We start from the raw sequence: 17,244 nt of genomic DNA on the forward strand, positions 1-17,244 counted from the left end.
CATGAGTACCTTTGAATTCCTGCTGCACGGTCTTGAGGTTGCTGCTCAACCCATGAACCTGCTCTACGCGCTGATCGGCGTGACGCTCGGCACCGCCGTCGGCGTTCTGCCCGGCATCGGCCCCGCCTTGACCGTCGCTCTACTCCTGCCCGTCACTTACCGGCTCGATGCTGCCGGTTCGCTCATCATGTTCGCCGGCATCTATTATGGCGGCATGTATGGCGGTTCGACCACCTCCATCCTGCTCAACACGCCGGGCGAAAGCGCCTCGATCGTGACCGCGCTAGAAGGCAACAAGATGGCCCGCAAGGGCAGAGGCGGCCCGGCCCTCGCCACCGCCGCCATCGGCTCCTTCGTGGCCGGCCTCATCGCCACCATCGCACTCGCCTTCGTCGCGCCCTACATCGTCAAGCTGGCGCTGGTCTTCGGTCCGCGCGAATATTTCGCACTGATGGTGCTGGCTTTCGTCACCGTTTCCTCCGCCTTCGGGGATTCGGCGCTGCGCGGTCTCACCTCGCTGTTCATCGGCTTTGCGCTGGCCATCGTCGGCATCGACCAGCTGACCGGCCAGACCCGCATGAGCTTCGGCATCCCCGACCTGCTCGACGGCGTGGAAGTTACAACGCTTGCGGTCGCCATGTTCGCCATCGGCGAAACGCTGTTCATCGTGGCGCAGGGCCAGAGCGGCGACGACAAGGTCGAAGCCGTCAAGGGTTCGGTCTGGATGAGCGCGCAGGACTGGGCGCGTTCGTGGAAGGCTTGGCTGCGCGGCACCCTGATCGGCTTCCCGATTGGCGCGATGCCTGCCGGCGGCGCTGAAATCGGCACATTCCTGTCCTATGCCACCGAAAAGAAGCTGACCAAATATCCGGAAGAATTCGGCAACGGCGCGATTGAAGGCGTTGCGGGTCCGGAAGCGGCGAACAACGCCTCGGCTGCCGGTACGCTGGTGCCGCTCCTGACGCTCGGCCTGCCGACGACGGCAACAGCGGCCATCATGCTCGCCGGTTTCCAGCAGTTCGGCCTGCAGCCCGGCCCCCTGCTGTTTGCCACCAATCCGCAGCTGGTCTGGGGCCTGATCGCCAGCCTCTTCATCGCCAACCTGATGCTCTTGGTACTCAACCTGCCGCTCGTCGGTCTCTGGGTGAAGCTGCTGACCATTCCGAAGCCCTGGCTTTACGCCGGCATCCTGCTGTTCGCTACGCTCGGCACCATCGGCGCCAACCCGTCGGTGTTCGAACTCGGCATGCTGCTCGCCTTCGGCATCCTCGGCTACATCATGCGCATCTTCGGTTATCCGATTGCGCCTGCGGTTGTCGGCCTCATCCTTGGCCCGCTTGCCGAACAGCAGCTTCGCCGCGCACTGGCCATCGGCCAGGGCGACCCGACCGTGCTGTTCACCTCGCCGATTGCCGTTGGCCTGTTCATCGTCGCGGCAGCCGCCTTCATCATTCCGCTCATCATGCGTATCCGCGGCCGTGGCGAGGTGCTGACGCAGCTTGCCGCCAACGAGGATTGAGAACCAAAGAACCTCCCAAGGCAACTGGCCCCGTATCTCCGGATACGGGGCTTTTTTATGGAACGTTATGGATTGCGGCGAGGTTGGGGGCGGCATAGATTTTATGAAACCCTCTGAGGAACCCTGTCATGCGCAGCCTTGCAATCCTGACCATCCTTGCTTTAACCGGTTGCACTACCGCCGCCCCCGATGTGGAACCCATTCCCGGCAGTATCACCTATGGCGGGCAGCCCCGTACCAAACTGACAAAGTCCCCCGTCGGCAGTACGCTCAGCAACGAATTCGTGATGGGCGACGGAAGGCTGGCGATCGAGACTTACCGGGTGCAGCCGGACCGATCGTTGAAACTGGAGAGGCGCGAAATCGTCGGCGACTGGCCACCGGATTGACAGCGGCTGTCACGTTGGTCGTGATGGGTAAAACAGACGGGTAAAAGGCACCGACGAAATTGACGCCGGCCTTTCCTTCCCCTCAACGTCACCTCGGACTTGATCCGAGGATCCATCACGACCACCGCAGTGGATACTCGGGTCAAGCCTGAGCATGACGGGGAAGAGGTTCGAGCAGATGTTTCATCTGTCCCCGCATTTCCCGCTCACGGCAATTCAGAACCATTCTAAAACATAATTTTGATTTCCGCCCGCCTTGCCAATAAAGCTGATAACGGACATCAAGTTAACCGGACGGAAAGCTTTCCGCCGGTCCGGAACCATTCGCAAGGGACATATTCGTGGCCATCAACTTCACCTTCCCCGTTCGGCTGCTGGCGGCAGCGGCCTTCAGCCTTGGCGCGATGACCGCAAGCGCTGAGGAAATGACGATCAAGCACGCCCAGGGCGAGACCGTGCTGAAAGCCGCGCCGAAAAAGGTTCTGGTTCTTGATGTTCCCTCGCTCGACAATCTCGATGCACTCGGCGTCGAACCGACGGGCGTCGTCGGCTCCAACCTGCCGACCTATCTGCAGAAATATGCCGACGGGAAATATCTGAAGGTCGGCACGCTGTTTGAGCCCGATTACGAGGCGATCAATGCGGCAGAGGCCGATCTCGTCATCGTGGGCGGCCGTTCGCGGGCAAAATATCCGGATGTTGCCAAGATCACACCGGCCATCGACATGTCGGTGGATTCCAAGGAATTCATCGGCAGCGTGAAAGCCAACATCGCCAAGCTTGGCGATATCTTCGGCAAGCAGGAAGAAGCCAAAAAGCTCGATGCCGCCATCGATGAAAAGGTGGCGAAGCTGAAAGAGATCGCCCCCAATTCCGGAACGGCGATGATCCTCGTCACCAATGCCGGCAAGGTCGGCGTTTATGGCCCAGGCTCGCGCACCGGCTGGCTGCACACCGAAATCGGCTTCAAGCCGGTCGCCGAAGACATTGATGACCGTTTCGACCGCGGCGACGTCGTCTCCTTCGAATATCTGGCCGAGGTCAATCCGGAATGGCTGTTCGTGATCGACCGCGATGCCGGCATCGGCCGCGCCACCGATCCCGGCAAGGCGGCCGCGCAGGTGCTGGATAACGAACTGGTCCACCAGACCAACGCCTGGAAGAAAAAGCAGATCGTTTACCTCGACCCGCAGGCGGCCTATATCGTCAGCAGCGGTTATACGGCGCTCACCACCCTGCTCGATCAGGTCTACGAGGCTGTCTCCGACAAGAAATCGTAAAAGCCTCCAGGCATGCGCTTCTGAAGGCTGCTCCATACTCGACGTCATCCTCGGGCTTGACCCGAGGATCCATCGCGCGTCAGGTTGTGGATTCTCGGGTCAAGCCCGAAGATGACCAAGGAGAGGTCGGACACCTGTTTCGGCAGCCTGCCAGGTTACGGGGAGCTTTTACCATTTACGAAAAACCGCCAACGTGAAATCCCTGTCTCTCATCCTTGTCCTGTTGCTAGCCTTGGTGCTCGCCATCACCAGCCTGTTCGTCGGCGTGAGCAACGTTTCGCTCGCAACGCTTTTCGCACCCGACACGAGTGCAGACGCGCTGCGTGTGCTACTCGTCAGCCGTATTCCGCGCACGCTCGCGCTGATCCTTGCGGGAAGCTCGATGGCGATTGCCGGCCTCATCATGCAGATGCTGGTGCGAAACCGCTTCGTGGAACCTTCCACGGCAGGCACGACGGAATCCGCCGGCCTCGGCCTGCTCGCCGTCACCCTTTTGGCACCGGATACACCGATCTTCGGCAAGATGCTGGTGGCAGCAGCTTTTGCCCTCGCCGGCACCGCGCTGTTCCTGCGCATCCTGCGGCAGGTGCCGCTGCGCGACGTGCTGCTGGTGCCGCTGATCGGCATCATGCTTGGCGGCGTCATTTCCGCCGTCACCACCTTCTTCGCCTATCGCTTCGATCTGCTGCAATCGCTCGGGGCATGGATGACGGGGGATTTTTCCGGCGTACTGCGCGGCCGTTATGAGTTGCTGTGGATCGGTTTTCTCTTCGCCATCGCCGCCTATCTCGCCGCCGACCGCTTCACCGTGGCGGGCATGGGCCGGGACTTCACCACCAATCTCGGTCTCAATTATCGCCGGGTAATGGCGCTCGGCCTCACCATCGTTTCGCTGGTCAGCGCTGTCGTGGTGGTGACGGTGGGCATGATCCCCTTCCTGGGCCTCATCGTGCCGAATGTCGTGAGCCTGATGATCGGCGACAATATGCGCCGCTCGGTGCCATGGGTGGCGACGCTCGGCGCGGTCTTTGTGCTCTCCTGCGACATCATCGGCCGGACCGTGCGCGCGCCTTACGAAATACCCATCGGAACCGTGGTCGGCGTCATCGGCAGCGCGCTGTTCCTCTATCTCCTGCTGCGGAAACGCAACCATGCGTGAGAGAAACCCTGACAGGCGCGCAAAAATCGTTCTGCTTGTGCTTGCCGCACTGGCGCTCATTTCCATGATCGCCTTCATGACGCTCGGCGCCAGGGGAAGCTGGAGTTTCGTGCTGCCGTTTCGCGGCATCAAGCTCCTGTCGCTTTTGCTGGTGGCCTACGCCATCGCCGTTTCCACCGTGCTGTTCCAGACGGTTACCAACAACCGTATCCTCACCCCTTCGGTCATGGGTTTCGATTCACTCTACGTGCTGATGCAGACCGGGCTGATTTTCGTCTTCGGTTCGGCAACAGTCGTGATGATCGATCCTCAAGTGAAATTTCTGGTGGAAACCGGGCTGCTCGTCGCCTTTTCCGCCCTGCTCTATCGCTGGCTTTTTGTCGGAGCGGAACGCAGCCTGCATCTTCTCGTCCTGGTCGGTATCGTCTTCGGCGTGTTTTTCCGCAGCCTTTCGGGCTTCATGCAGCGGGTCCTCGATCCGAACGAATACACGGTGCTGCAGGATGTGCTTTTCGCCAGTTTCAATTCCATCGATCCGACGCTGCTCACTGTTTCCGCCATCATCATCGGCGTGGTCACCATTATCGGGCTGCGCCTGATGCACACGCTCGACGTGCTCTCGCTCGGCCGCGCGACGGCCATCAGCCTCGGGGTAGAATACAAGTACACCGTGACCATCATCCTCGTGCTGGTCTCCGTACTTGTCGCCGTCTCCACTGCGCTCGTCGGCCCGGTCATGTTCTTCGGCCTGCTGGTCGCGGCCCTCGCCCATTATCTCACCGGCAACGGCAAGCATGCCTATGTGCTGCCTGCGGCGATCCTCATCGCCGTGATCTGTCTCGTCGGCGGTCAGGTGGTGCTGGAGCGGGTTTTCGCCTTCGATACGGCGCTCTCCATCATCATCGAATTTCTGGGCGGCATCGTCTTTATCGGTCTCATTCTGAAACGAGGTGCGCGATGATCATCGCCAGTCAGATCAGCAAATCCTATGGTGACAGCGTCGTCATCGACGGCGTCTCGGTTTCCATCCCGGCAGGGGGCGTCACCTCCATCATCGGGCCGAACGGCGCGGGTAAATCCACGCTCCTGTCCATCGTCGCAAGGCTGATGTCCATGGATACGGGAACCGTCACGGTCGACGGGCTGGATGTCACGAAAACCCCCTCCGATACGCTGGCGAAGCGGCTCTCCATCCTGCGGCAGGACAACCACATCTCCTCGCGCCTGACCGTGCGCGACCTTGTCGGCTTCGGCCGCTACCCCTACTCCAAGGGCCGCCCCACCATCGAGGACAAGGCCCATATCGACCGGGCGCTTGAATATCTGCACCTTGAAAATCTGGCCGACCGGTTTCTGGACGAACTGTCCGGCGGTCAGCGCCAGCGCGCCTTCGTGGCCATGGTGCTTTGCCAGGATACGGATTATGTGCTGCTTGACGAGCCGCTCAACAACCTGGACATGAAACACGCCTCCAGCATGATGAAAATCATGCGCAAGGCGGCTGACGAGCTGAAGAAGACCGTGGTTCTGGTTCTGCACGACATCAACTTCGCCTCCTGGTATTCCGACACCATCATCGCCATGCGCGAGGGCCGCATCTGTCATCAGGGTCCTGCGGAAGAGATCATCCGTCCCGATATTCTCAAGGAAATCTATGACATGCCGATCAGCGTCAGTGAGATAGACGGCCGGCGCATCTGCCTGTTTTACGAATGACATGATGATTGTGCAGGATTTTTGCTGTCCCGTCGCCTAACATGGAACAGGGCCACAGGCCCGGACGTTAATCGACGGACTTTTCCAAAGCGGCATTCCGTCCGCAACTTCAGGAGACATCGATGAAGACGCACAAGACGAAGAACGACCTGCCTTCAAACGCCAAGTCGACCGTTATCGGCATTCTAAACGAATCGCTGGCTTCGGTGATCGACCTTGCGCTCATCACCAAACAGGCGCACTGGAACCTGAAAGGCCCGCAATTCATCGCCGTGCATGAACTTCTCGATACGTTCCGCACCCAGCTCGACAATCATGGCGACACGATTGCCGAACGTGTGGTCCAGCTTGGCGGCACGGCGCTCGGCAGCCTGCAATCGGTCTCCTCGACAACCAAGCTCAAGGCCTATCCGACCGACATCTACAAGATCCATGACCATCTGGACGCCCTGATCGAACGTTATGGCGATGTGGCCAACATGATCCGCAAGGCCATAGACGATTCCGATGAAGCGGGCGACCCCACGACGGCCGACATCTTCACCGCCGCCTCGCGCGATCTCGACAAGGCACTCTGGTTCCTCGAAGCGCATGTGCAGGAAAAGAGCTGAGCGGAAATCCGCCCACTTCAAAAACAAAGCGCCCGGATATCCGGGCGCTTTTTTCTTCTCAGCCATCAGTGCCGCCGCAAAACGGCAAGCCCGATGTCCCGCAACATCTCATGGTCGAGAATGCCGCGCTGGGCGCTGCGGATAAGAACCGCCGCGCACTCGTTGGCAACGTGGCTGCTGCGATCTTGAAGGCACTCGAAACATACGCCATCGAAAATATTCTGCAGATCGGTGATCTGCTCCGGCGACAATTGTGCGCCAACCCGTTCAAAAGCTGCATACGACAAGGCTCATCCTCCTGATGATATGCCAAGTATCGTTTCTTTTTTTCGTGGACAGGAAATTTGTACACCCGAACGAATCACCTGTCGAATCAGATTTTAACCAAATGTAAATAGATTATTTCCTGGTACCGCATCTGGGCGCTCCATTGTGAGACGGCAATAAAAACCAGATGAAACAACATCTTCGCTCAAATATCCATGGCGTCCGAGCCCGCCGCTTCCCGGAAGGGCAGATAAATTCGCAGGCGGGCGGATTTCCACCGAAACCGCAAAAGAAACTGTTGCATTCCAAAAACGATTGAGCGATATAGCACCCGTCGCCGCTTCGGCGGCCCACGGTTCAGCATACTACCCCGGACCGGTGGATTTGAGCGGGTGTAGCTCAGGGGTAGAGCACAACCTTGCCAAGGTTGGGGTCGAGGGTTCAAATCCCTTCGCCCGCTCCAAATTTCCAGAACCGGCCGATAAATCTCTGGCATGCCCGATGCGAGGCGCATCGCCATACGCGAAAATTTCTCGCGAAAAGAAACCGGGAAGAGAGTTCTCTCCCCGGCCCTCATCGTCAGGCGTCCCAGACGGGCGCAAGCCCTTCCGGCGAAACGATGCGGCCGTCCGGTCTTGCAAGCGCACGGATTGCCGCCATTTCATCTGCCGAAAGCTCGAAGTCGAAGATGGCGAGATTTTCCTCGACCCGGGCTTCACTCACCGTTTTCGACAGGGCGACGACGCCCTGCTGCTGCACGAGCCAGCGCAGAACCACCTGTGCTACCGACTTGCCACGGCCCGCGGCAATCTCCTTCAGCACCGGATCGTCAAACACTTTACCATCGGCCATGCCGTAATAACCCGTCACCAACATGCCCGCAGCTTTGGCGGCGGCGATAACCACATCCTGATCGATGTAGGGGTGGTATTCGATCTGGTTGGTCACGATCGGGGCATTGGACAGCTTCACCGCTTCGGCCATCAGCGCCGTGCTGAAGTTGGAGACGCCGATATGGCGCACCTTGCCGGCCTGCCTCACCGCGTTCAGCGCGCCGATCTGCTCGGCAAGAGAAACCGCCTCGTTCGGCCAGTGCAGCAGCAGCAGGTCCACATGATCGGTCTTCAGCTTTTTCAGGCTATCATCGACAGAAGCGAGGAAGGCATCGTGCCTGTAGTTCTCGACCCAGACCTTGGTGGTGAGAAACACTTCGCCGCGCGCGACGCCCGAAGCAGCAATGGCTTCACCGACCTCAGCTTCATTGCCATAGATCTGGGCGGTATCGATATGGCGGAACCCGGCCTTCAGCGCATGGGGAACGATACGCAGCACATCGGGGCCGGGAATGCGAAACGTGCCGAAACCAAGCGCCGGGATTGACGCGCCGTTTGCAGTGACATCAAACATATATTTTCTCCTTTGAGGTGGCCCGGCCGACTTGAGAGCGGCCGGGTATTTCATGAAAAGCTCAGGCAGTTTTCAGCGTCAGCGCGGCGCGGCGGTCGAGCGCGCTGCTCCAGATGGTCAGAAGCAGGGCAACCGCGACGAGGATGGCGCCGACCCAGGGTGTGGCACCCAGGCCCAACGGTGATTCCACCACCAGACCGCCGAGCCACGCGCCGATGGCGATCCCGAGATTGAAGGCGGCGATGTTGAGCGCCGAAGCGACATCGACGGCGCCGGGACGATGCTCCTTGGCAAGCTGCACCACATAAAGCTGCAGGCCGGGAACATTGGCGAAGGAGAGGAAACCAAGCGCGGCAAGCGTGATGAGCGTCAGCACCGGCGAAACCGCGGTGAAGGAAAAGACGAGCAGCACGATGGCCTGCGCCAGGAAGAGGCCAATGAGGGCCTTGGCCGGATTATGGTTGGCGATCCGGCCGCCACCGATGTTGCCGGCCGCGATGGCGATACCGTAAAGCACGAGGATCAGGCTGACGCTCTTTTCCGAAAATCCGGTCACATCCTGCAGGATTGGCGCAAGGAAGGTGAAGGCGACGAAGGTGCCGCCGTAACCAAGCGCGGTCATGGCGAAGACGATGAGCAGGCGGCCGGAGCCGAGAACACGGACCTGATCGAGCAAGCTTGCCGGCGGCGCCTTCTTGAGTGTGTTCGGGAGAAGCGCTGCAATGCCGAGGAAGGCAATGACACCAAGGGCAGCAACGGCCCAGAAGGTGGCGCGCCAGCCGAAGACCTGGCCGATATAGGTACCGAGCGGAACACCGGTGACGATGGCGACCGTAAGGCCCATGAACATCATGGCAATGGCCGAGGCGCGACGGTTTTCCGGCACGAGATCGGCCGCGATGGTGGAGCCGACCGAGAAAAAGACGCCATGGGCGAAGGCGGCAATGACACGGGCGACCAGCAGCATCTCATAATTGGGTGAGAGGGCTGCAAGACTGTTACCGACGATGAACAGGGCCATCAGGCCGAGCAGCAGCGGCTTCCTCTCTATCTTGCCGGTCAATGCGGTCAGGATCGGCGCACCAAAGGTCACACCCAGTGCATAGACACTGACGATGAGACCGGCGAGCGGCAGGGTGATATGGAGATCGTTCGCGACAGTCGGCAGCAGACCGACAATGACGAATTCCGTTGTTCCGATCGCATAGGCCGCGATCGTCAGGGCAAATATGGCCAATGGCATGACGAGTACCTCTTCGCCCGCAGCTGGATCGCGGGCCTTCTGGACAGCTTGGGGCTGCCCGGTTGGATCAAATTGTATGAACGCAATATGGGCGAAGGGGACTTGCATGATAATCGGCAAAGCCGGATAAATACCTTTGAATTGATTTCATAGGTGATGCGCGATGGATAACAGGGCCGGAGAGATGGAAGTCTTCGTGGCGGCGGCGGAACTCGGCAGCTTTTCAGCCGCCGGGCGCAGGCTGAAGCTTTCGCCCTCGGCCGTCAGCAAACTTGTCACACGTATCGAAGACCGTCTCGGCACCAGGTTGCTGGCCCGCTCCACCCGGCTCGTAACGCTTACGCCGGAGGGCGAGGTCTATCTGGCGCGGGCCCGACGCATTCTCGCCGACATAGCCGAGACCGAGCAGATCGTGGCGAGCGGCGGCAAGGTGGTGCCGCGCGGGCTGCTACGGGTCAACGCGACGCTGGGCTTCGGCGAACGTTATCTCCTGCCGCTTGCACCGGAATTCCTGTCGCTTTATCCGGAAATCGAGCTGGATATTTCGCTGACTGACGGTGTCATCAGCCTGATCGAGGAACGCACGGACATTGCCATACGCTCCGGCGCCATGGGCGATTCATCGCTGAAGGCAAGAAAGCTAAAGGAAGTACGCCGCGTTATCGTCGCCTCCCCCACCTATATCGAACAATACGGCATGCCGGAAACGCCGCAGGATCTGGCGCGGCACAATTGCCTGAGCTTCAATTTCAGTCGCAGTCTCAATGAATGGCCGTTTCGCGACCCCGGTTCTGCCGATGTCTATCGCCTGCCAGTCACGGGCAATGCCTCCGTCAATAGCGGCATGGCCATGCGCAGGCTTTGCCTATCGGGGCTTGGGCTCGGTCGGGTCGGTGAATTCCACGTCGAACCCGATATTAGGGCTGGCCTGCTCGTTCCCGTACTGGAAGACTATAGCGCCGAGGACATGGAGGTGATCCACGCGGTTTATGCCGGCCATGAGCATCTCGCAGCCCGCGTGCGCGCCTTCATAGATTTCCTTGCCGCAAGGGTCGGGCGCTGATTATCACACCAGCCCATGTACCAGCTTCGCAAGCCAGTCGACAAATACGCGGACCTTGTTGGTCACGTGCCGGGTCTGGGGATAGACGACATAGATCGGCATCGCCTCCCGTCGCCATTCGGAAAGCACCGGCACCAGCTCTCCGCGCGAAAGGGCGTCGCGCACCATGAAGATCGGCAGCTGCACGATGCCCATGCCGGCGAGCGCCGCATTCAAGTAGGTGCGGCTGTCATTGACGGAAACGACGTAGTTGGGCGTCAACTCGACGCTGCGTATGCCATTGTCGAAGGAGGCCGGCATGATCTGACCGGTGGTGGCATTGAGGTAACCCACCGACAGATGATCCTTCTCCAGGTCCTCCGGTTCTCGGGGCATGCCAAAATTTTCGATATAGGAAGGCGACGCAAATGTTTCGAACCGGAGTTCGCCTACTTTTCGGGCAATCAGCGACTGATCGCGCAACACGCCTACGCGTAGCGCGCAGTCGACATTTTCCGCGATATAATCGACCAGACGGTCGCCGACACCGAGATCGAGACGGATTTGCGGATAGCGCTGGTAAAATTCGCAAAGATGTGGGATAACCACAAGGTCCGCAAAGACACCGGCCATTTCCACGCGCAACCGGCCGGATGGCTGCACCTGCGCGCTGGACATGCTGCCGTCAAGTTCTTCTATTTCCGATAAAATCTGCGATGCACGCTCATAATAGAGAGCGCCGTCCGTTGTCAGCATCACTCGCCGCGTCGTGCGGTTGAGAAGCGTGGTCTGCAAATGCGCCTCGAGCGCCTGGACCATATTGGTGACCGTGGTTTTCGGCATGTTCAGCGCTGTCGCGGCGCGGCTGAAATTGCCGGTTTCCACGACACGCGTAAAAACCCGCATGGCGGAGAGCTGATCCATGATGAGATTATCCGTCTTTTTGGAATAGTGTTTTCATTTTGGCATACTTGATCGTTTTTCCCCGAACAATAATATGAATTTCAGATTTTGCAAATGTGATGCACTGCTCAAGGTGGTGCAACGGGACCGGATCAGATGAACGCGCACTGGGAGAATATCAAAAGCTGTGGGGGCTTCGCGTCCCAGCTTTCCGTGCGCCGATATGAAGGTTCGAGCCTGTGCAGCCAACCGCCCGTCGTACTTTATCTGCGCGGCGGTTCGTTTCTGGAACCCGGCCTGGAGCCGGGCGGCAATTGCCCGGAACTTCCGGTCGCGCGTGCGCTTGCAGAAAGCGGCGCGGTGGTCGTGGAGGCCGATTACAGCAGGCCGTCCGGCAACGAGTTTCCGATGGTTATCGACTGCGCTTACGAAGCGCTCGATCGCCTGAGCCGGGATCGCAAGCATTATGGCGGCGCGAAATCGCTGCTGTTCGTGGCCGGCGAAGAGGCAGGCGGCAATGTGGCGGCGGGGCTTGCCTTGAAGGCCCGTGACCGCATGCCGGGCAAACTTGCCGGTCAGATACTTCTGTCGCCCATGATCGATCCGATGATGACGACGGAATCCTTCCGCGACGCGGACAGGATCGGCATGCGCCAGCGCTGGGCGGATGGCTGGAGCCATTACCTTGCCAAGGCGTGCGGGTTTTTTCACCCCTATGCCGCACCCTGCCAGTGCACACGGCTGAACCGGGTGGCGCCGGCGCTGATCTTTACCGCCGAGGACGACCCTCTGCGCGACGAAACGGTCAATTATGGAGACCGCCTCATCGCCTCAGGCGTTAGCGTTAGGCAGCATGTTTTCCCCGCCGGCGTCGGCTGGACGGGGCTTTATCAAGGAGAGGGCGGCGGATGGGTCTCATCCGTCTGTTCGGAGTTCAAGACTTTCGTTGACCAGTTAAACCACTGAAATTTCGCATTTTGAGCATGTCCAGTAAAAGTGCGTAGCGGTTTTACGTCCGGATCATGCGACGAAGTAAAAATAGATGAACGACCTGCTCCCGATCGGGGGCGAAGGAGATACCCATGACGCTGAACACAAAGCGCCGGGCCCTGACGGGCGCCGGTATCGGGCTTGCCATGTCCGTTGCAGCAGCAGCACTGTTTTTCGACCTCCCCACCAGTCGCGATGCAACGGCCGCTTCCACGCCTGCTGAAACACCAGCGATCCCTGTCACCGTTGCCAAGGTTGAAAGCCGCGACGTGATGCGCTGGGAGGAATTTTCCGGCCGTCTGGAAGCCGTTGACCGGGTGCAGATTCGCTCCCGCGTCGCCGGCCAGATCAAGGCTGTGCATTTTCGCGAAGGCGCGCTGGTGAAGGAAGGCGACCCCCTCTTCACCATCGATCCGGCCCCCTATCAGGCCGCTGTTGCCGGCGCTGAAGGACAGGTCGCCTCGGCCGAAGCCAAGGTCAGCCTTGCGAAAACGGAACTCGACCGTGGCCGCCGGCTTTCCGACAACCGCACCATCTCGCAGAGCGATCTCGACCAGCGCCAGAGCTCGTTTGCGGATGCCGAAGCCCAGCTTCGCGCCGCCCGCGCAGCACTCACCACGGCGCAACTCGATCTTGGTTACACCGAAATCCGCGCACCTGTTTCAGGCCGCGTCGGCCGCATCGAAATCACCGCCGGCAACCTCGTCGCCGCCGGTTCCACCTCGCCGGCACTGACGACCCTCGTGTCGGTCAACCCGATCTATGCGAGCTTCAACGCCAGCGAAGGCGTGGTGGCAAAGGCTCTTGCCGAGCTGCCGAAGACCGATGGCGCCCTGCCGGCTCTCGAACAGATCCCGGTGGAAATCGGCACGCTTTCGGATGAAGGCACGCCGATCAAGGGTACGCTGCACCTGATCGACAATCAGGTGGATTCGGCAAGCGGCACCATCGGTGTGCGCGCCGTCTTCGACAATCCCGATGGCAGGCTGATCCCCGGCCAGTTCGTGCGGGTGCGCATGGGCGAACCGAAGCCGGAAAACCGCATCGTCATCAGCGATCGCGCCATCGGTACGGATCAGGACAAGCGCTTCGTCTTCGTGGTCGATGCCGAAAACAAGGTGAGCTACCGCCAGATCAAGCCCGGCGCACCGGCCGATGGCCAGCGCATCATCGAAAGCGGCCTTGCTGCCGGTGATACGATCGTCGTCAACGGCCTGCAGCGCATCCGTCCCGGCGCAACCATCGCACCTCAGGCGGAAGATAAGGTTGCTGCCTCGCAGTAATCCATCTCTTTGATCAGTAAGCGTCCCGCGCTTTCGCGAGACGCGCATTCAGACAGAACCGGCCTTCACCGGCGGCAGAATTGCCGCCGGAGCGGCCTTCGCATTCCAAAATATACCCGGAGAGGGACTGGATATGAATATTTCCAGATTTTTTGTCGACCGGCCGGTATTTGCCGGCGTCTTGTCGATCCTGATTGTGGTGGCAGGCCTTCTTGGCATGCGCGCCCTGCCGATTTCGGAATATCCCGAAGTCGTTCCGCCATCCGTCGTCGTGCGCGCCACCTATCCCGGTGCGAACCCGACCGTTATCGCTGAAACCGTCGCGACACCGCTCGAAGAACAGATCAACGGTGTCGAAGACATGCTCTACATGGGCAGCCAGGCGACGTCGGACGGCGTGCTGACGCTCACCGTCACCTTCAAGCTCGGCACCGATCCTGATAAGGCCCAGCAGCTTGTGCAGAACCGCGTCTCGCAGGCCGAACCGCGCCTGCCGGCGGAAGTGCGCGCGCTCGGCATCACCACGGTCAAGAGCTCGCCCGACTTCATCATGGTCGTCAACCTTGTCTCCAAGACCGACGCCTATGACATCACCTATCTGCGCAATTATGCGACGCTGAACGTCAAGGACCGTCTCGCCCGCATCGAAGGCGTGGGTCAGGTGCAGGTCTTCGGCGCGGGTGACTATTCCATGCGCGTCTGGCTCGATCCGCAGAAGGTGGCCGAGCATGATCTCGCCGCCAGCGACGTCTCCGACGCCATCCGCCAGCAGAACGTGCAGGCCGCGGCCGGCGTCATCGGTGCTTCACCAAGCCCGAACGGTGTCGACCTGCAGCTCAACGTCAATGCCCAGGGCCGTCTGACGACGCCGGAAGAATTCGGCAACATCATCGTCAAGAGCGGCGCAAACGGCGAAATCACCCGCCTGCGCGATGTCGCACGCATCGAACTCGGAGCAGCCGATTACACGCTGCGTTCTCTGCTCGATGGTGAGCCGGCCGTGGCTGTTGCGGTCCTTCAGGCCCCCGGCTCCAACGCCATCGAAATCGCCGACAATGTCCGCGCGACCATGGATAATCTGCAATTGGCGATGCCCGATGGCGTGAAATACGAGATCGTCTACGATACGACGAAATTCGTGCGCTCCTCCATCGAGAAGGTTGTCGATACACTCCTCGAGGCCGTTGGCCTCGTGGTGCTTGTCGTCATCCTCTTCCTGCAGACGTGGCGCGCCTCGATCATTCCGCTGATCGCCGTTCCGGTCTCGATCATCGGCACCTTCGCCGTCATGTATGCCTTCGGCTTCTCCATCAACGCGTTGACGCTGTTCGGCCTTGTGCTCGCCATCGGCATCGTGGTGGATGACGCGATCGTGGTCGTCGAAAACGTCGAGCGAAATATCGAAAACGGGCTCTCACCGCGTGACGCCACCTATAGGGCGATGCGCGAAGTCTCCGGCCCGATCATCGCCATTGCGCTGGTACTGGTCGCCGTCTTCGTGCCGCTCGCCTTCATCTCCGGCCTGTCCGGCCAGTTCTACCGGCAGTTCGCGCTGACGATTGCCATCTCCACCGTCATTTCGGCCATCAACTCGCTGACGCTGTCACCCGCACTTGCAGCCCTGCTGCTGAAGGAACATGGCGCACCGAAAGACTGGCTCACCCGCTTCATGGACAAGATCCTCGGCTGGTTCTTCCGCGGCTTCAACCGTGCCTTCGGCGCGGCCTCGAACGGCTACGGCAAGACGGTCGGCGGGCTGGTGACGCGCAAAAGCCTCGTCATGATCGTCTACATGGCGCTGGTGGCCGCCACCTATGGCATGTTTACGACAGTTCCGAGCGGCTTCGTGCCGGCGCAGGACAAGCAGTACCTCATCGGTTTCGCGCAGCTTCCTGATGGCGCAACGCTCGACCGTACCGAAAGCGTGATCAAGCGGATGAGCGAGATCGCCATGGAAACGCCCGGTGTCAGCCACGCCATCGCCTTCCCCGGCCTGTCGATCAACGGCTTCACCATCGGTTCCAATTCCGGGATCGTTTTTGCGGTTCTCGACGACTTCGAAAAGCGCAAGACACCGGAACTGTCAGGTGGCGCCATCGCCATGCAGCTGAACCAGAAATATGCCGGCATTCAGGATGCCTTCATCGCCATGTTCCCGCCGCCGCCGGTCAACGGTCTCGGCCAGACAGGCGGCTTCAAGCTGCAGATCGAAGACCGCGCCGGTTACGGCTACCAGACGCTGGACGAAGCGGCGAAGGCCGTCATCGCCAAGGCATATCAGACGCCGGAGCTGGCAGGCATTTTCTCCAGCTACCAGATCAACGTGCCGCAGCTCTTCGCCGATCTCGACCGCGCCAAGGCGGAACAGCTGGGCGTCTCCGTCAGCGACGTCTTCCAGACGCTGCAGATCTATCTCGGCTCGCTCTATGTCAATGACTTCAACGCCTTCGGTCGCACATACAGCGTCCGTGTGCAGGCGGATTCACAGTTCCGCGCCCACGCCGAAGATATTGGCCGCCTGAAGGTTCGCTCGGCAACGGGTCAGATGATCCCGCTGTCGACGCTCCTGAAGGTGAATGCGACGACCGGACCGGAGCGCACCAACCGTTATAACGGCTTCCTTGCGGCCGATATCAACGGCGGACCGGCACCGGGCTTCTCCTCGGGTCAGGCACAGGCCGCGATCGAAAAGATCCTTGCCGAAACCCTGCCCGCGGGCGTCGATTACGAATGGACGGATCTGACCTATCAGCAGATTCTCGCCGGCAATTCCAGCATCGTGGTTTTCCCGCTGGCGCTGCTGCTCGTCTATCTCGTGCTCGCTGCGCAATATGAAAGCCTGACCCTGCCGATCGCGATCATCCTGATCGTCCCGCTCGGCGTGCTCGCAGCCCTCACGGGCGTCTGGCTGACGGGAGGGGATAACAACATCTTTACGCAGATCGGCCTTGTCGTCCTTGTCGGTCTCTCAGCGAAAAACGCGATCCTGATCGTGGAATTCGCCCGGGAACTGGAATTCGAGGGACGAACGCCGCTTCAGGCGGCCATCGAGGCAAGCCGGCTTCGCCTGCGCCCGATCCTGATGACCTCGCTCGCCTTCATCATGGGCGTGGTGCCGCTGGTCGTCTCGACAGGTGCCGGTGCGGAAATGCGTGCCGCCATGGGTGTCGCGGTCTTCTCCGGCATGATCGGCGTGACGTTCTTCGGCATCTTCATGACTCCGGTCTTCTATGTGCTGGTGCGCAAGCTGGCGGGCAACCGTCCGCTCATCCAGCACAAGCAGGAAGAACCGGCCAATTCGGACTACAAGCTCGAAAAGGCCGGCTGAGACCGACACCTATCCACCGCAACCTTCGACGCAAGCCCGCCGCGCATCCCGAGATGCGCGGCGTTTCATATGGAAAGATGTGTATGCGCCTCTTCTGAAATTGAATC

General features: G+C 60.2%; 15 protein-coding genes and 1 tRNA gene. 12 read left to right on the forward strand and 4 right to left on the reverse strand.

What is annotated here, in order from left to right; genetic code table 11:
* Position 1 precedes the first annotated feature (1 nt).
* The 7 genes from AGR2A_RS14470 (at position 2) to dps (ending at position 6,674) form a co-directional block, all read left to right on the forward strand.
* Complete coding sequence (locus tag AGR2A_RS14470; RefSeq protein ID WP_004443452.1) at positions 2 to 1,519, forward strand: tripartite tricarboxylate transporter permease; 1,518 nt, start codon at positions 2 to 4, stop codon at positions 1,517 to 1,519.
* Between the two features lie 128 nt (positions 1,520 to 1,647).
* The gene (locus tag AGR2A_RS14475) at positions 1,648 to 1,908 is read left to right on the forward strand and encodes a hypothetical protein (protein ID WP_004443453.1); all 261 of its coding nucleotides are present in this window, start codon (positions 1,648 to 1,650) and stop codon (positions 1,906 to 1,908) included.
* A 341-nt stretch (positions 1,909 to 2,249) separates the two neighbouring features.
* The gene (locus AGR2A_RS14480) at positions 2,250 to 3,188 is read left to right on the forward strand and encodes a siderophore ABC transporter substrate-binding protein (RefSeq protein ID WP_072494796.1); all 939 of its coding nucleotides are present in this window, start codon (positions 2,250 to 2,252) and stop codon (positions 3,186 to 3,188) included.
* Positions 3,189 to 3,381: 193 nt separating this feature from the next.
* Positions 3,382 to 4,347: an ABC transporter permease gene (locus AGR2A_RS14485; protein ID WP_004443456.1), complete on the forward strand. Its 966-nt coding sequence runs from the start codon at positions 3,382 to 3,384 to the stop codon at positions 4,345 to 4,347.
* The gene (locus AGR2A_RS14490; RefSeq protein ID WP_080822976.1) at positions 4,340 to 5,308 is read left to right on the forward strand and encodes an iron chelate uptake ABC transporter family permease subunit; all 969 of its coding nucleotides are present in this window, start codon (positions 4,340 to 4,342) and stop codon (positions 5,306 to 5,308) included. Before AGR2A_RS14485 ends, AGR2A_RS14490 begins: the two co-directional genes overlap by 8 nt.
* Entirely contained in the window at positions 5,305 to 6,063 is a 759-nt protein-coding gene (locus tag AGR2A_RS14495) for an iron ABC transporter ATP-binding protein (RefSeq protein ID WP_006700416.1), read from the forward strand. Before AGR2A_RS14490 ends, AGR2A_RS14495 begins: the two co-directional genes overlap by 4 nt.
* A 122-nt stretch (positions 6,064 to 6,185) precedes the next feature.
* Positions 6,186 to 6,674 carry a DNA starvation/stationary phase protection protein Dps gene (gene dps / locus AGR2A_RS14500; protein WP_004443462.1) on the forward strand — a complete coding sequence of 163 codons (489 nt, stop codon included), beginning with the start codon at positions 6,186 to 6,188 and terminating at the stop codon, positions 6,672 to 6,674.
* A gap of 65 nt (positions 6,675 to 6,739) precedes the next feature.
* On the opposite strand, the gene AGR2A_RS14505 is transcribed toward dps, so the two are convergent.
* Complete coding sequence (locus tag AGR2A_RS14505; protein WP_004443464.1) at positions 6,740 to 6,961, reverse strand: hypothetical protein; 222 nt, start codon at positions 6,959 to 6,961, stop codon at positions 6,740 to 6,742.
* A gap of 368 nt (positions 6,962 to 7,329) precedes the next feature.
* Between AGR2A_RS14505 and AGR2A_RS14510 the strand changes: the two genes are divergently transcribed.
* Positions 7,330 to 7,404 (forward strand) — tRNA-Gly (locus AGR2A_RS14510).
* Positions 7,405 to 7,520: 116 nt separating this feature from the next.
* Here AGR2A_RS14510 and AGR2A_RS14515 read toward each other — a convergent pair.
* The gene (locus AGR2A_RS14515) at positions 7,521 to 8,348 is read right to left on the reverse strand and encodes an aldo/keto reductase (RefSeq protein WP_072494798.1); all 828 of its coding nucleotides are present in this window, start codon (positions 8,346 to 8,348) and stop codon (positions 7,521 to 7,523) included.
* A 61-nt stretch (positions 8,349 to 8,409) separates the two neighbouring features.
* Entirely contained in the window at positions 8,410 to 9,591 is a 1,182-nt protein-coding gene (locus tag AGR2A_RS14520) for an MFS transporter (protein ID WP_006697613.1), read from the reverse strand.
* A gap of 163 nt (positions 9,592 to 9,754) precedes the next feature.
* Between AGR2A_RS14520 and AGR2A_RS14525 the strand changes: the two genes are divergently transcribed.
* On the forward strand, positions 9,755 to 10,654 hold the full coding sequence (locus tag AGR2A_RS14525; protein WP_004443467.1) for a LysR family transcriptional regulator: 900 nt from the start codon (positions 9,755 to 9,757) through the stop codon (positions 10,652 to 10,654).
* 3 nt (positions 10,655 to 10,657) lie between these two features.
* On the opposite strand, the gene AGR2A_RS14530 is transcribed toward AGR2A_RS14525, so the two are convergent.
* Positions 10,658 to 11,557, reverse strand: a complete 900-nt coding sequence (locus AGR2A_RS14530) for a LysR family transcriptional regulator (RefSeq protein WP_004443468.1) — start codon at positions 11,555 to 11,557, stop codon at positions 10,658 to 10,660.
* Between the two features lie 135 nt (positions 11,558 to 11,692).
* On the opposite strand from AGR2A_RS14530, the gene AGR2A_RS14535 reads away from it, so the two are divergent.
* The 3 genes from AGR2A_RS14535 to AGR2A_RS14545 all read left to right on the forward strand — a co-directional run bounded on the left by AGR2A_RS14535 (position 11,693) and on the right by AGR2A_RS14545 (position 17,137).
* Entirely contained in the window at positions 11,693 to 12,502 is an 810-nt protein-coding gene (locus AGR2A_RS14535) for an alpha/beta hydrolase fold domain-containing protein (protein WP_004443469.1), read from the forward strand.
* 116 nt (positions 12,503 to 12,618) lie between these two features.
* Entirely contained in the window at positions 12,619 to 13,809 is a 1,191-nt protein-coding gene (locus tag AGR2A_RS14540) for an efflux RND transporter periplasmic adaptor subunit (RefSeq protein WP_004443470.1), read from the forward strand.
* 133 nt (positions 13,810 to 13,942) lie between these two features.
* The gene (locus AGR2A_RS14545) at positions 13,943 to 17,137 is read left to right on the forward strand and encodes an efflux RND transporter permease subunit (protein ID WP_080822977.1); all 3,195 of its coding nucleotides are present in this window, start codon (positions 13,943 to 13,945) and stop codon (positions 17,135 to 17,137) included.
* The last annotated feature ends 107 nt before the right edge of the window (positions 17,138 to 17,244 follow it).

It is taken from the genome of Agrobacterium genomosp. 2 str. CFBP 5494 (assembly GCF_900013495.1).
Lineage (GTDB): Bacteria > Pseudomonadota > Alphaproteobacteria > Rhizobiales > Rhizobiaceae > Agrobacterium > Agrobacterium pusense.